Genomic DNA, 14,373 nt, shown 5'->3' with positions numbered 1-14,373 from the left:
CCCTGTGCGGATGGTCATCTACGCCCCGGCGGCGCTGCTGTTCCTCGTCTTCTGCTGGCGCATGGTGCGCGAGCGCCGCCGGTTCGGCAACGCCGTGCTGCTCGGCCTCGCCGCCCTGTGCGGGCTCGCGGCCTGGATGTACCAGCTGGTCACGGCGGGCTCCACGTCGGGACGCGTGGTGGCCGCCGCGCTGCTCGGCCTCGGCGCGCTGGGCATTCTCGTCCTCGTCTGCCTGCTCTTCCTCAACGGCCTGAACATGGTCCGCAAGGAGGGCAGGAGCCCCACCAATCTGCTCTCCCTGATGGGCGCGGTGTGCGTCGTCGCCGTCGTGGCCCTCGTGATCACCGCGGCGGTGCTGCGCACGCCCGTGCTGGTCGGGGTGGGGGTGGTGGCGCTGGGGCTGGCCTGTTACCTCTCGTTCCTGTTCCTGAGCTTCGTCGTGTACGCGTTCCTGTACGGCCGCATGCGGATCCGCCGCAAGGCCGACTTCGTGGTCGTCCTGGGGTCGGGCCTCATGGGCGGCTCCAAGGTGCCCCCGCTGCTCGCCAGCCGGCTCCTGCGGGCGCAGGAGGTGCACACGCTGCTCAGCAGGCGCGGCAGCGCACCCGTGCTCATCGCCTCGGGGGGCCAGGGGCCGGACGAGGAGCTGCCGGAGTCCCATGCGATGGCCGACTTCCTCACCGAGCGCGGCTTCCCCGCCGACCTGATCGAACGGGAGGACCGGTCGACGACGACCGAGGAGAACCTGCGGTTCAGCAAGGCGATCATGGAGAAGACCGATCCCGGCTACCGGTGTGTCGTGGTCACGAACAACTACCACGCCTTCCGTGCCGCGCTCACGGCGCGCCGGGTCGGCGTCCGGGGGCAGGTGGTGGGCTCGACCACGGCGGCGTACTTCTGGCCCAACGCGACGATCCGCGAGTTCGCGGCCGTCCTCGTCGCCTACAAGCGGACGAACATCGCCATGTGTCTGCTCTTCGTCCTCTGCGGGGTCCTGACCTGGGCCGCGCGCTGACCGGAATGCCGTCTGACACCTCTCGGAGAGCCTTCCGAGACCTCTCGGAGAGTGCCGTCCGAGATCTCTCGGAAAAGATCCGTGTAACCCCATCCGTGGTGGGCAGTCGCACCAGTGCAGGGGTGACATCCTGCTGGGGCCGCTGAGAATGGTCAGTGGGCGGCCCTCCTCCGAGCTGAGCGGCCGCGCCTTCGTGGGACAGGGACGCGGCCGCTCACGTTCTGTCCGTGAGCCGGACGGCACCGTGAGTGTCAGCCCTCAGCCCATGAGCGTCAGCGCTCAGGCCATCAGCGTCAGCCTCAGGCGGAGTCCCGCACCACCAGCTCCGGCTCGAAGATCAACGAGGTCGGCTCGGTGCGGGTGCCCTGCACGTGTTCCAGGAGCAGCCCGGCCATGGCGGCCGTCATCCTCTCGACCGGCTGCCGCACGGTGGTGAGCGGCGGCCGACAGGTCAGCGCCACGCTGGAGTCGTCGAAGCCGACCACCGCCACGTCCTGCGGCACGCTTCTGCCCCGCTCGCGCAGCAGCTCGCACACGCCCTGCGCCATGAGGTCGTTGGCCACGAACACCCCGTCCAGATCCGGGTGCCCGGCCAGCAGCCGCGCCATCGCGTCGGCGCCGCTCTCCCGGGTGAAGCCGCCCTCCGCGATCGGTACGTGCGCGGCCCCCGCGCGCTCCAGCGCCGCACGGAAACCGGCGAGCCGCTCGCGTCCCGCCGGCAGGTCGAGCGGGCCGGTGACGCTCGCCAGTCCGCGCCGGCCCCGGGCCAGCAGATGCTCGGCGGCCAGCCGCCCGCCCTCCCGGTGCGCCAGGTCGACATAGCTGATCGGGACGGGCTGCGCGGGCCGCGCGAAGCACACCGCGGGCAGTCCCTCGGCCACCAGCATCGCGGGCAGCGGGTCCACGGCGTGGGTGGAGACCACGAGGGCCCCGTCGGCGCTGCCCTGCCGGAGGAAGGCGGTCACCTGCCTCCGGGCCGCCTCGGTCTCGGCGACCATCAGCACCGGGTGCATCGAGCGCGGGCGCAGGAAGCCGACCACGCCGCTGACGACCCGGCCGAAGAAGGGGTCGGCGAAGACGCGGGCGGCGAAGGTGTTCTGCGGGGTGTCGTCGTCCCCACCGTCCGCGGCTTCATCCGCGCCGCCCGGGGCGCCGTCGTTCGCACCGTCCGGGCCGCCGCCATTGGCTCCGTCCCCGGACCTCCGGGACTCGCTCTCCTCGCCCGCGCCCGAGATGACCAGGGCGATGGTCTCCGTACGCCGGGTGACCAGGGAGCGTGCCGCCCGGTTCGGCGCGTAGCCGGTCCGTTCGATCGCGGCGCGTACCACGTCCCGGATGGCCGGGTCGACGTTGCGAACGCCGTTGATCACCCGCGACACGGTCGCCCGGGAGACGCCCGCCTCCCGTGCCACGTCCTCGAGCGTCAGCGACCGTCTCTCCATGCGTGCACTCTAACTTCCCTTCCACACGCGGAGATAGAGCGCTCTCCCGGTACGGGACCGGCACGGGGCCGGCACGGGGCCGGCACGGGGCCGCCGCAGAGGCCGGCGCGTCGGGCCCGTCGTCACGCGCCCGAGATCATCTTTTGCTTCGCCAACATTGCGATCTCTACGGCAACATTGCGGCCTCATGGCGAACCCGCCCAAAATCTGGCGCGGCCGCCCAGTACGGATCAAGCTGACATTCGCCTCCTTCGAGGCACCGTTCCGTACCCGTACGTCACCCGTACGTCCCAGAAAGCTCCACCACACATGTACTCGACCTGTCCCTCCGGCGCCGTCCCGGCGCGTCCCGCGCGTGTGGTGAGGGGGCGGTCCCTGCCATGCGCTATGTAGTGCGCAAGGCGGGCGGCTGGCTCCTGATGATCGCGGTCGCGACCAACGCGACGTACTTCTTGGCCAGTTGGTTTCTGGACCCGCGATCGAACTACAAGGAGTTGCGCCCCGCCCGCACCGAGGAACAGATCGGCCGGGCCCTCGCCCCGTACAACCTCGACCCCGGCGTGCCGGTGGTGCAGCGGTGGTGGAACTGGCTCACTTCGGTGACCCTCGACTTCGACTGGGGCGCGTCACCCACCGGTGTCTCCGTCAACGGCGAGGTGGGCTACCGAGCGCTCGTCAGCGCCGAGTTGGTCGTCACGGCGACCGTCCTGTCCGTCGTGGTCGGCGTCGCCCTCGCCGTCTACACCGCGTCCCGCCAGTACGGTGTGGCCGACCGCGTCTCACAGGCCATATCCATCGCGGTGTTCAACGTCCCGACATCCGTCGCCGCGCTCGCCGTGGTCTTCGTCGCCATCTGGCTCAACCAGCATGCCGGGCTGGACTTCCTCTACGTCGCCGGGGAGAACTCACCCAACGTGGAGGGGCTGTTCCCGACGATCGGTGACCGGCTCCTCCATCTGATTCTGCCGACGCTCACGCTGACCCTGATGGGTTACGTGGGCTACCACCTGACGCAGCGTTCGCTGCTGCTCGACACGATCAACGCCGACTTCGTGCGCACGGCCCAGGCCACCGGCCTCACCCGCGGCCAGGCCGTCCGCAGGCACGCCCTGCGCGCCGCGCTGATCCCGACGGTGGCCTCCGTGGCGTTCAGCGTGCCCGCCATCTTCACCGGTGCCGTCATCACCGAGACGGTCTTCGGCTGGAACGGCATGGGCCGGTACTTCGTCCAGACCATCAGCAAGAACGATGTGCACGGCGCCGTCGCGACGGCCGCGTTCGCCGCGGTGCTCACCGCGATCGGCGCCATCCTCGCGGACATCGCCACGGTCTTCCTCGACCCGAGGGTGCGGGTGAGTTGACATGGCGACAGCAATCGACACCGTCCAGCCACGCAGAGATCTCGGACGCGGCCGGCTCTACCTGCGACGCTTCCTGCGCAACCGCCTCGCCGTCGCCGGGGTCGTCATCTTCGTACTTCTCGTGCTGTTCAGCCTGTTCGGCGGCCTGTTCACGTCCTACACGCACACCGACGCCGACTTCACCGCCCTCACCCGGCCACCGAGCGACGTGCACTGGTTCGGCACCAACCAGGGCGGCAACGACATCTACGCGAGCGCGGTGCACGGTCTGCGACGGTCGCTGGTGATCGCTGTGAGTGTGTCCGTATTGACGATCGTCGTCGCGGCGGTCATCGGCTCCAGCGCCGCGTACTTCGGCGGCCGGGTGGAGAGGCTGACGCTCGCCGTCATCCACTTCCTGCTGATCGTCCCCTCGTTCCTCATCCTCGCGCTGGTCTCCAACCGTCTGGCCGGTGACTGGCGTGCCCTCATCCTCGTGTTGACCGTGTTCGGCTGGATGTCCACCGCCCGGATCGTCTGGTCCGTCTCCACCTCGCTGCGCGAACGGGACTACGTGAAGGCGGCGGAGTTCATGGGCGTCCACCCGCTGCGCATCGTCCTGCGCCACATCATCCCCAACCTCGGTTCCCTGCTCATCGTCAACGTGACGCTCGGCGTCGTCGCGACCGTGCTCAGCGAGACCGCCCTCTCGTTCCTCGGATTCGGCGTCCAGACCCCGGACGTCTCCCTCGGCACGATGCTCGCCGACGGGGCGACCACGGTCACCAGTGCCCCCTGGCTCTTCGCCTTCCCAGCGGGTCTCGTCGTCCTGCTCACCATCTCGATGACCTTCATCGGAGACGGGCTGCGCGACGCCCTCGACCCCACCTCAGTGACCGGCGCGGCGGGAGGCCGACGATGACGACGCTCACCAGCCCCCTGCGGGACGACCCGGCTTCCACCGCCGACGTCACGCCCGTGCTCTCCGTACGGGACCTGCGGATCTCCTTCCCCTCCGAGGCCGGGCCCGTCGAGGCGGTGCGCGGCGTCAGCTTCGACCTGCTGCCGGGCCGGACCCTCGGCATCGTCGGCGAGTCCGGCTCCGGCAAGTCGGCCACCGCGATGGGCGTCATGGGCCTGCTGCCGCCCACCGCCGGCCTCGGCGGCGAGGTGTGGCTCGGCGGACAGAACCTGATCGGCCTCGACGACCGGGCACTGTCGCGCGTACGGGGCGCCTCCATCGGCATGGTCTTCCAGGACCCGCTGTCCGCGCTCACCCCCATCTTCTCCGTGGGCCGGCTGCTCTCCGACGCGCTGCGGGTCCACCAGGACCTGTCCAGGAAGGCGGCCTGGGAGCAGGCCGTCGAACTGCTCGACCTCGTCGGCATACCCGACCCGCGGGGTCGTGCCTCGGCCTTCCCCCACGAGTTCTCCGGCGGCATGCGCCAGCGCGTGGTCATCGCCCTGGCGATCGCCAACCGGCCGAGGGTGCTGGTGGCCGACGAACCCACCACCGCGCTCGACGTCACGGTGCAGGCGCAGATCCTCGACGTGCTGCGTCTCGCGCAGCGTGAGACCGGCGCCGGGCTCGTCCTGATCACCCATGACCTCGGCGTCGTGGCCGGGCACGCCGACGACGTCGCCGTCATGTACGCGGGCCGCTTCGTGGAGAAGACGGACGTGCAGGCGCTGTTCCGCAGGCCGACGATGCCGTACACCGCCCGGCTCCTCGCCGCCGTGCCGACCGTGGACGGCGGGGTCCGCAGGCCCCTCGTACCGATCGGTGGAGAGCCGCCCGCCCTGGCGGACCTGCCGGGCGGCTGCCCCTTCGCGAGCCGGTGCGCCGTCGCGCTCGACGCGTGCGGCTCCGACGAACCGGAGCTGCGCCAGGTCGCCGGGCACGGGGACGTGGCCTGCCTGCGCGCCGACGAGATCGCCGCCGGCACCCTGGACCCCACCGGAGGCGTCGCGTCCGTCGGCCGGGAAGCGGGCACGAGCCGGGCCACCGGCGGCGACGTGGTGCTCCGCGTCGAGGACCTAGTCAAGACCTTCCCCGTCACCAGGGGCGCGTTCATCAAGCGCCGGGTCGGCACCCTGCACGCGGTCAACGGGGTCAGCTTCGAGCTGCGCGGCGGAGAGACGCTGGGGCTGGTCGGCGAGTCGGGCAGCGGCAAGACGACGACGCTGATGGAGATCCTGCGGCTGCAACGACCCGAGGGCGGCCGGATCGAGATCGCGGGGCAGGAGGTCGGGGCGGCGGGCAAGGGCGCCGGTGCCGGTGCCGCCGTGAACACCTCCGTCACCTCATCCGGTTCCGGCGGACGCGCACGCACCCTGCGGCACGACGTGCAGATCGTCATGCAGGATCCGATGGGCGCCCTCGACCCGCGCCTGACCGTCCACCAACTGCTCGCCGAACCCCTGCGGGCCGTGGGCCGCGACCGTGACGTCATCCGCTCCCGCGTCCAAGAACTCCTGACGCTCGTCGGCCTCGACCCCTCGGTGAGCGACCGCTTCCCGACCGCGCTCTCCGGAGGCCAGCGCCAACGCGTCGGCATCGCCCGCGCCCTGGCCACGGACCCGAAACTGCTCGCCCTCGACGAGCCGCTCTCCGCCCTGGACGTGTCGGTGCAGGCCGGCGTGCTCAACCTGCTCGGCCGGCTCAAGCGCGAACTGGGACTCGCCTATCTCATGGTCGCCCACGACCTCGCCGTGGTGCGCTACATCTGCGACCGCATCGCGGTGATGTACCTGGGACACATCGTCGAGACCGGCAACACGGAGACGCTCTTCTCCGACCCGAAGCACCCGTACACCAAGGCACTGCTGTCGGCGATCCCCGTACCCGACCCGGAGCGCGAACGCGCCCGCGAACGGATCGTCCTGGAGGGCGAGCAGCCGCGTGCCACGAACCTGCCGCCCGGTTGCGTGTTCGTCGACCGGTGCCCCTTGTACCGGCTCGCCGACGACGACGTCCGGGAGCGCTGCCGCACGGAACGCCCCGCCCCCAGAGCAGTGCCGGGCCAACCGGGCCACGCCTACGCCTGCCACGCCGCGTAACGGCGACACACGTCCAACTCCCCCCTCGACACGCCACACTTCAACTCAGGGACCCTTCCTCATGCGCGCAAGACTCGCCCTGCCCGTCGCCCTCGTAGCGGCCATCTCCGTCACCGCCACCGCCTGCCAGTCCTCATCCGGTGACGGCACCGCGGGGTCGAACGCGAAGAACACCCCGGCCTCCGCCTCCGGAGCCGCCGACTACAACCCGACGCCGTACGACAAGGTCAGGGACGGCGGGACCTACACGACGTCGGGGACGTTCGACGAACAGGGCAACCCCTTCAACGTCAACAGCACGCTGACGGCGGCCCGGGTGTGGGCCTGGTACAACGCCGACGCGATCACCTTCTCCCCCACCGGTGAAGTGCGGTACAACCGGGACTACTTCAGCGATGTGAAGGTGTCGGTGAAGGGCGGCAACCAGAAGGTCGTCCTGACGCTCAACAAGAAGGCCGTCTTCAACGACGGAACGCCGATCGACTGGACCGCGATCAAAGCCACCTGGAAGGCCAACAACGGTTCCGACAAGGACTTCGCGGCCTCGTCCACGGACGGCTACGACCGGATCACCGACGTCGCGCGGGGCAAGGACGACAAGCAGGCCGTCATCACCTTCGAGGGCGTCAACCCGTCCTGGCCGAGCCTGTTCAGCACGTTCCTGCATCCGAAGGCGGCGAAGGTCGACACCTTCAACAAGGCGTACGTGAAGAAGGCGCACCCCGAGTGGGGCGCAGGCCCGTACACGGTCGGCAAGTGGGACACCCACTCGGGCAACATCACCTTCGTCCGCAACCCGAAGTGGTGGGGCAGGAAGGGCAAGCTCGACAAGCGCGTCTACGTGAACCTGGAGTCGACGGCGGCGGTCAACGCCTTCAAGAACGGTCAGCTCGACTATGTCTCCGCGGTCGACGCCGAGAGCCTCAAGCAGGTGAAGGGGCTCAAGGGCACCGAGATACGCAGCGGCGGCAGCCCGTTCGAGTACTCGCTGAACTTCAACACCAAGTCGTCGGTCCTCGGGGACAAGGCGGTGCGCAAGGCGATCCAGGAGGGCATCGACCGCACCCAGATCGCGAAGATCCAGTTCCAGGGCCTGGACTACCAGGAGCCGCTGCCCGGCTCTGCGGTGCTCTACAGCTTCCAGAAGGGGTACGAGGACAACGTCTCGGCGGTCCTGAAGTACGGGCCCGACCGGGCGAAGAAGGACCTCGACGCGGCGGGCTGGAAGCCGGGGAGCGACGGGATCCGGGCGAAGGGCGGCAAGAAGCTCGAGGTCGGATACACGCTGCTTGGTGACGACCCGCTGGGCAAGGCAACCGCCGGTGCTCTGGCCGCGATGCTGAAGCCGGTCGGCGTACGCCTCGTCATCAAGAAGGCGGACGACGCGGACTTCTCCCACATCATCAACGAGCGCAAGTTCGACCTGTTCCTCTCCGGCAACCGCTCCATGGATCCCTACGGGACCCGCTATGTGTGCGACACCTACTGCTCGGACCGTGACTCCAACATCACGGGGGCCGGCTCCCCGGCGCTGGACAAGGAGATCCGGGCCACGACGGACATCGCCGACCTGGGCCGGCAGACGACGGCGGTGAACAAGGTCGAGCGGAAGGCGCTCCAGGAGTACGCCAAGCTCCCGCTGTACAGCGGCCCGTCGACGTACAGCGTCAAAAAGGGTCTGGCGAACGTGGGCGCGACCATCTTCTACAACCCGCTGCCCGAGACGGTGGGCTGGGAGAAGTAGCCCTCCTTCACGGCCACGGTGGTGGCGAGGGGCACATCGCCCGCGGAGCGCCCCACGAGCACCGAGAACCGGCCCGCCTCGATCCGCCAGGACCCCGCAGGAGCCGACCAGTGCCGCAGGGCGCGTCCCGGGACGCGCACCACCGCCTCCACCGTCTCGCCCGGCGCCGCCCGCACCGCCGTGTAGCCCGCGAGCCAGCGCACCGGGCGCTCCACCGCCGACCCCGGTCTGGCCAGATACGCCTGGACGACCTCGCGGCCGGCGCGCCCACCGGTGTTGCGCAGCCTGACCCGTACGCGGAAGTCGTCGCCGGCCACCACCGTGGCCGGCGCCTCGACGCCCTCGTACGCCCAGGTCGTGTAGCCGAGCCCGTGCCCGAACCAGTACGCGGGCGAGCGCCCGGAGCGCAGCCACGCGCGGTGGCCCATGTGCAGGCCCTCGGCGTAGGTCACGGCGTTCCGGTCGGGGTGGGTGGTGGCGACCGGGGCGTCGCCCAGGCGGGCGCCCCAGGTGGTCGGCAGCCGGCCGCCCGGTTCGGTCGCGCCGAAGAGGACGTCGGCGAGCGCGCCGCCCGCCTCCTGCCCGGGGAACCAGGTGAGCAGCACGGCGGCGACCGCGTTCCGCCACGGCAGTTCCACCGGCGCGCCCGCGTCGACGACGACCACCGTCCGCCTGTTGGCGGCCGCGACGGCGGTGACCAGGTCGTCCTGCTGGCCGGGCAGGGTGAGCGAACTCCGGTCCTGGCCCTCGGCTTCCGCGCCCTCGGCGGTGCCGACCACGACGACCGCCACGTCGGCCCGGCGCGCCGTCTCGACGGCCTCGGCCAGCGCCTCGTGCGGATCGGGGTGGGGCGGCGCGGCGGTGACGACGGTGGCGCGGCCGGTGTCCGGGGCGAGTTCCCGCCGGGCCACCACGAGCACCGGTTCGGTGGCGCCGAGGTCCGCCCGTCCGTACTGACAGGGCGGGGTGACGTGCTTGACGGCCGGGTCGTCGGTGCGGCACGGGAAGTCGCCGTCCACCACCGGCCGCCCGTCGACGGTCAGTGTCAGCCGGCCGAAGCCGCCGACGCCGAAGGTCCACGCGCCCGCGACCGCCGGGGTCAGCAGCGCCCGGATCTCCACGGTGTGTGCCCCCGGCGGGACGGCGGGCTCCAACTCGCGTCCTGTGGCGCGGTGTTCGGCGTGGAGCTCTCGGCCTTCGGGGTCCAGGAGCCTGACGAGGACGCCCGGCTCCCCCGTGCGCGGGTCGACGCAGTTCGAGGTGTCCAGCGGGGGCGGCGGGGCGCCGACGGCCGGGCCGGTAGCGTGGACGACCCGTGCCCGGCCGCGCAGGTGGTCGCGGATTCCGGCCAGTGGCGTGACGATCCGCTCCGGGTGGACCCCGGCGCTGCCACCGCCCTGCACCTGAGGCCGTACCGCATGGGTTCCGATCACCGCGACCGTGCCCAACTCCGTTGCCGCCAGCGGCAGTAGACCGTCGTTGGCCACGAGGACCGTGCCGGCCGCCGCGGCGCGGCGCAGCAGCCGACGGGCGGAGACAGGCGGCGGTGCGGGCACGGCCGGGGTACGGGCGGGGTCGAGTGCCCCCACCCGGTCGGCCAGCCGCAGGACCCGGATCACCTTGTCGTCGACGGCCGCCCGGGGAACGCGGCCCGCGCGAACGGCGTCGAGGAGCGCCTCGGCCCACGGGCCGCCGGGCCCCGGCATGACGAGGTCGAGGCCGGCACTCGCGGTGTCGACGGTGGTGCGGGCCGCGCCCCAGTCCGAGAGCACCACCCCGTCGAAGCCCCAGTCGTCCTTGAGGGGCCGCGTCAGCAGTGGATGGGCCGTCATGGTGGTGCCGTTGACGCCGTTGTAGCCCGCCATCACCGCCCATGCCCCGGCCCGCACCGCCGCCTCGAAGGGGGCGAGGTACACCTCCCGCAGGGTCCGCTCGGCCACCCGGACGTCCACGGTCATGCGGCCCGCCTCGGAGTCGTTGGCCACGTAGTGCTTGGCGGTGGCGGCGACGCCGTGCGCCTGGATGCCGCGGACCAGGGCGGCCCCGGTCCGGCCCGCGAGCTCCGGGTCCTCGGAGAGGCATTCGAAGTGCCGCCCTGCCACCGGCGAGCGGTGCAGGTTCAGCGTGGGGGCGAGCACCACGTGCACGCCCTTGCGCCGGGCCTCCCGGGCCAGGAGCCCGCCGAGCTCCTCGACGAGCGGCTCGTCCCACGTGGCCGCGAGCGCGGACGCCGACGGCAGCAGCGCCGACGTCTCCCGCTCGTCCCACGCCTCGCCCCGTACGCCGGCGGGTCCGTCCGAGGTCACCATCTCCCCCAGTCCGACGGCGGGTTCGGCGTGGGTGCGCCACGTCGTCGCGCCGGTCAGCAGGCGCACCTTCTGCTCGGTGCTCAACTTGTCGAGCAGCCGCAGGAGTTCCTCGTCGTTCATCGGGACCGCCTTGCTCTCGTCGTTCTCGTCGCGGACGGGTTCGTTCAGCGATAGACACCGAACTCGTAGAGCGAGTAGCCCCATCCGGTGCCGCGGGCGGTGCCGTTGACGCGGACGTAGCGGCCGGTGCCGCTGACGTCGAAGTCGTCGATGCCGCCGTTGCCGTCACCCACCTCGTGGACGGTCCGCCAGTTCTGCCCGTCGTCGGAGGTCTGGAGGGTGTAGGCCTTCGCGTACGACGTCTCCCAGTTGAGCTGGACGTGCTTGAACGACTGGGTGGAGCCGAGGTCGACCTGGAGCCACTGGGGGTCGCTCCAGTCGCTGGCCCAGCGCGTCGTCACCTTGCCGTCGACGGCCGCCGCGGGGGTGCAGGGGCAGTCGCCGCCGCCGGCCTGGTGGGAGGAGGCGGTGGCGGTCTTGCCGAGGGCGATGTTCGTGCCGTTGACGGGTGGGGCGACGACCCGCACCGAGCGCGTCTCGACGCCGACGTTGCCCTTGCCGTCGGTGACCTTCACATAGATCTTCCAGACGCCCGTGCGGTCGGGCGCGGTGACCTTCAGCCGGCCGGAGCCCAGGTTCGTGAGGCGCAGCGGCGTCAGGTTCTTGTCCTGGTCGATGTACATGCTGTTGGCGAGCACCTCGTAGGACAGGGCGTCCCCGTCGGGGTCGGTCGCCCGGGTGGCGAGGGTCAGGGCGCCGCCTGCGGGGACCTTGGCCGGGTCCCCTTCGACGCTCATCTGGGAGATGACGGGCGGGGTGTTGTCGTGCGAGGTGTCGCCTCCGTAGGCCTTCTTCACCGCGTAGTACGACAGGCGCTTCTGGCCCGCGGGCAGCAGGTTGAACCAGATGCCGCCGAAGTCGTACTCGGTGCCGTAGTGGAACATCGTGGCGCCGAGCGCGACGCCCTTGTGGCCGGTGACGCAGTTCCAGGCCTTGGTGTACCCCTCGGCCTTGGCCCGGTCGGTGGGCTCATCGGGCACCCCGTTGGCGTCGTCGGGGACCTCCCACTCCCCCGCGGGGCCGGTCTCGGTGACGATGTACGGCTTGGTGTAACCGCCCTGTTCCCAGGTGGACTTGATGTCGCACACCGCGTTGTAGGAGTTCACGGCGTACAGATCGAGGTCCGGGGCGTTCCTCTTGTAGTAGGGCCAGGCGCCGGTCCACGCGTCGGTGGAGGTGACGGGGTGGTTCGGGTCGACGGCGTGGATCTTCTTGGCGATGTCGTTGACGAAGGTGGTGTAGGCGTTGCGCTGCCGTTCCAGCTCGTCGCCCGTGTAGCAGTTCTGCAGTCCGAGCACCGATTCGTTGCCGACGTTCCACATCAGGACACCGGCGTGGTCCTTGTAGGTCTGCACCCACTTGGGGAACTCGTCGAGCATCTGGTTCTTGTACGCGGTGTCGGTCAGGTAGTTGACGCAGCCGCCACTGCCCGGGCCGCCGCCCGGCTGCAGCCAGAAGCCCGCGATCACCTTGACGCCATGGGCGGCGGCCGAGTCGAACAGCGGCTTGCTGGAGGCGTCGGTGCCCCAGGTGCGGATCGTGTTGACGCCCATGGACTTGAGGTCCGGCATGTACTTGTCGGCGTCGGCGACGCTCGGGCCCCAGGTCAGGCCCTTGACCTGATAGGGCGAACCGTTCACCGACAGCTGCCAGTTGCCCTGGGAGCCGGTCACCTTCACCACGTTGCCCGCGGCCCCGGCCTGCTGGGCGGGCAGCGCGAGACAACCGGTGGCGAACAGGGCGACCGTGAGCGGAACGGCCAGGCGGCGGCCGCCTGTTGGCCGGCGGGCGGGGATCGAAGGCATGGGGGATCTCCTGACGGGGGTGAGGAGCAGGCTTGTGAGGGAGGTGGTTCCGGGGTGCGACACGGAACCCGGGGAGAGGAAGGTGCCGAGGCAAACCGGGGGCGGCCCGGGGGAGCCGGGCCACCCCCGGCGTGCGTCAGGGCAGCTCGTAGTTCTCGTCGAGCGCCGCGCCGGCTTCCGGGTGCGTCTCGTCGTACCCGCGGGCGTTGCACTGCAGACCGCCGACGACACAGTGGTCGACCAGCGCCTTGAGCGTCGCGGGGTCCCACGCGTTGAAGAAGTCGTAGTGGAACGAGTGGCCCGCGCCGCTGGCCAGTCGCACCTGCGACATATCACCGTTGACCGGGAACGCCATCTTGAACTCGATCATCGGCAGCGCGACCGGGTGGGACGCCGGGCAGATGTTGTCGTTCGTGCCGGCCTTCACCTGCGGATAGGCCATGTGACTCTGGTGGTCGGGAGAGTCCAGGTGCACGCCGTCCCAGCAACTCGGAGCCTGGAAGCGGATGTTGAGCTGAGTGGACTGCGTGGACGGACAGTTCTTCGGGATGTCGACGTTGAAGAAGCTCTCACCGCACTCCCAGCCCTCCACGAAGCCGGGGTGGTGGCGGAACTCGTCCGCGGACTGCATGGGGCTGCCGACGACATAGCGCAGCCCTTCCGGGAACGGGCGCACGCTCGTGTAGTCGGTGACACCCGCCTTGTAGTAGATGGTCTGCGGGCCGATCGGCAGCACCGCCTTGTCGCCCTTGAACAGGGTGGGCATCCAGTACGCCGACTTGTCGCCCGGCGCCTTGCAGGCGGTGTTCCCCTGCTTGAGGGAGTCCGTGGTGCTGCGGGCGTCGGTCGTCGTGTTGCCCATGAAGGTGTGGTCGTGGGACTTCCCCGGCTGGCCCGGGTAGACGATCGGGTCGTCCGGCCTGGTGTGCGTGACCGAACAGTTGGCCTGGAACTCGTGGAAGTACCGGTGGGGCGGGTCCTTCAGCGCGGGTTTCACGGTGGCGACCGGGGACTTCGCCGGGATGAAGCCGTCGCCGTCACGGTCCTCGGCGGCCGGAACGGTGGACGCCGCCATGGCGTGGCCCGCCCGCTGCGGGGAGTGCGCCGCGTGCGCGGAACCACCGCCTGCCGCGCTCGCCGGTACGGGGTCGGCGTCGGCGCCCAGCGCCATGCCACCCACCCCCAGCGAGGTCACCAGGAGCGCGCCGGATACCAGTAACCCTGAGATGATCTTCGATCTCCGTGCCATGGAGACCTCCTGCCACGTCGGAAGGGACTGCCTTGGGGGACCTTGCGAGCGCATCGGGAGAGCGCTCTCCCGTTTCCGGAGTGTTGCGGTCCTGGCGTGACCGTGTCAATAGAAAGTGAACGCTCGGCACTCCCCCGGCTTCCGACCTCCGGAGCGCGGCCTCTTGGCCGTCACGCCGGTGCCGACTTGGCCCAACTAGGTCGTGTTTTGGAAGTCGGTGATCCGTCCGGCTGGCCGCCCTGGAATGTTGCGTGCGGCCAGCCAGACGATGAGGTCGAGGGCGATGCGG

The 14,373-nt window shown here is 70.7% G+C and carries 9 protein-coding genes; 5 read left to right on the top strand and 4 right to left on the bottom strand.

Annotated features, from left to right (window positions below):
- Nucleotides 1–10 precede the first annotated feature (10 nt).
- Nucleotides 11–1,015: a YdcF family protein gene (locus tag ACFYO9_RS16365; protein WP_358778965.1), complete on the top strand. Its 1,005-nt coding sequence runs from the start codon at nucleotides 11–13 to the stop codon at nucleotides 1,013–1,015.
- Between the two features lie 299 nt (nucleotides 1,016–1,314).
- On the opposite strand, the gene ACFYO9_RS16360 is transcribed toward ACFYO9_RS16365, so the two are convergent.
- A complete protein-coding gene (locus ACFYO9_RS16360; RefSeq protein WP_358778966.1) occupies nucleotides 1,315–2,457 on the bottom strand; it encodes a LacI family DNA-binding transcriptional regulator in 1,143 nt (380 codons plus the stop codon).
- 380 nt (nucleotides 2,458–2,837) lie between these two features.
- Here ACFYO9_RS16360 and ACFYO9_RS16355 point away from each other — a divergent pair, with 380 nt between their 5' ends.
- The 4 genes from ACFYO9_RS16355 to ACFYO9_RS16340 all read left to right on the top strand — a co-directional run bounded on the left by ACFYO9_RS16355 (nucleotide 2,838) and on the right by ACFYO9_RS16340 (nucleotide 8,601).
- Nucleotides 2,838–3,818, top strand: a complete 981-nt coding sequence (locus ACFYO9_RS16355) for an ABC transporter permease (protein WP_358707395.1) — start codon at nucleotides 2,838–2,840, stop codon at nucleotides 3,816–3,818.
- Nucleotide 3,819: 1 nt separating this feature from the next.
- Nucleotides 3,820–4,719, top strand: coding sequence for an ABC transporter permease (locus ACFYO9_RS16350; RefSeq protein WP_355819673.1), 900 nt, complete (start codon nucleotides 3,820–3,822; stop codon nucleotides 4,717–4,719).
- Nucleotides 4,716–6,857, top strand: a complete 2,142-nt coding sequence (locus ACFYO9_RS16345; protein ID WP_358778967.1) for an ABC transporter ATP-binding protein — start codon at nucleotides 4,716–4,718, stop codon at nucleotides 6,855–6,857. The genes ACFYO9_RS16350 and ACFYO9_RS16345 overlap by 4 nt, the downstream gene beginning before the upstream one ends.
- 61 nt (nucleotides 6,858–6,918) lie before the next feature.
- On the top strand, nucleotides 6,919–8,601 hold the full coding sequence (locus ACFYO9_RS16340) for an ABC transporter family substrate-binding protein (RefSeq protein ID WP_358778968.1): 1,683 nt from the start codon (nucleotides 6,919–6,921) through the stop codon (nucleotides 8,599–8,601).
- On the opposite strand, the gene ACFYO9_RS16335 is transcribed toward ACFYO9_RS16340, so the two are convergent.
- The 3 genes from ACFYO9_RS16335 to ACFYO9_RS16325 form a co-directional block, all read right to left on the bottom strand.
- On the bottom strand, nucleotides 8,562–11,030 hold the full coding sequence (locus ACFYO9_RS16335) for a glycoside hydrolase family 3 C-terminal domain-containing protein (RefSeq protein WP_358778969.1): 2,469 nt from the start codon (nucleotides 11,028–11,030) through the stop codon (nucleotides 8,562–8,564). The two genes, ACFYO9_RS16340 and ACFYO9_RS16335, sit on opposite strands and share 40 nt — an antisense overlap.
- Nucleotides 11,031–11,074: 44 nt before the next feature.
- Nucleotides 11,075–12,835, bottom strand: a complete 1,761-nt coding sequence (locus ACFYO9_RS16330; RefSeq protein ID WP_358778970.1) for a discoidin domain-containing protein — start codon at nucleotides 12,833–12,835, stop codon at nucleotides 11,075–11,077.
- Nucleotides 12,836–12,971: 136 nt separating this feature from the next.
- Nucleotides 12,972–14,084, bottom strand: a complete 1,113-nt coding sequence (locus tag ACFYO9_RS16325; protein ID WP_355819683.1) for a DUF1996 domain-containing protein — start codon at nucleotides 14,082–14,084, stop codon at nucleotides 12,972–12,974.
- Nucleotides 14,085–14,373 lie beyond the last annotated feature (289 nt).

Origin of the sequence: Streptomyces sp. NPDC005863, from assembly GCF_042871345.1 — a bacterium.
Taxonomy (GTDB): Bacteria; Actinomycetota; Actinomycetes; order Streptomycetales; family Streptomycetaceae; genus Streptomyces.
The sequence above is the reverse complement of the archived record's forward strand: the minus strand, read 5'-3'. Positions and strand labels throughout refer to the sequence as shown.

What these genes read in the sequence shown, in the direction of transcription:
- ACFYO9_RS16365 (WP_358778965.1), top strand. Translation starts at nt 11, where the DNA reads ATGGTCATCTACGCCCCGGCGGCGCTGCTGTTCCTCGTCTTCTGCTGG.
- ACFYO9_RS16360 (WP_358778966.1), bottom strand. Translation starts at nt 2,457, where the DNA reads ATGGAGAGACGGTCGCTGACGCTCGAGGACGTGGCACGGGAGGCGGGC.
- ACFYO9_RS16355 (WP_358707395.1), top strand. Translation starts at nt 2,838, where the DNA reads ATGCGCTATGTAGTGCGCAAGGCGGGCGGCTGGCTCCTGATGATCGCG.
- ACFYO9_RS16350 (WP_355819673.1), top strand. Translation starts at nt 3,820, where the DNA reads ATGGCGACAGCAATCGACACCGTCCAGCCACGCAGAGATCTCGGACGC.
- ACFYO9_RS16345 (WP_358778967.1), top strand. Translation starts at nt 4,716, where the DNA reads ATGACGACGCTCACCAGCCCCCTGCGGGACGACCCGGCTTCCACCGCC.
- ACFYO9_RS16340 (WP_358778968.1), top strand. Translation starts at nt 6,919, where the DNA reads ATGCGCGCAAGACTCGCCCTGCCCGTCGCCCTCGTAGCGGCCATCTCC.
- ACFYO9_RS16335 (WP_358778969.1), bottom strand. Translation starts at nt 11,030, where the DNA reads ATGAACGACGAGGAACTCCTGCGGCTGCTCGACAAGTTGAGCACCGAG.
- ACFYO9_RS16330 (WP_358778970.1), bottom strand. Translation starts at nt 12,835, where the DNA reads ATGCCTTCGATCCCCGCCCGCCGGCCAACAGGCGGCCGCCGCCTGGCC.
- ACFYO9_RS16325 (WP_355819683.1), bottom strand. Translation starts at nt 14,084, where the DNA reads ATGGCACGGAGATCGAAGATCATCTCAGGGTTACTGGTATCCGGCGCG.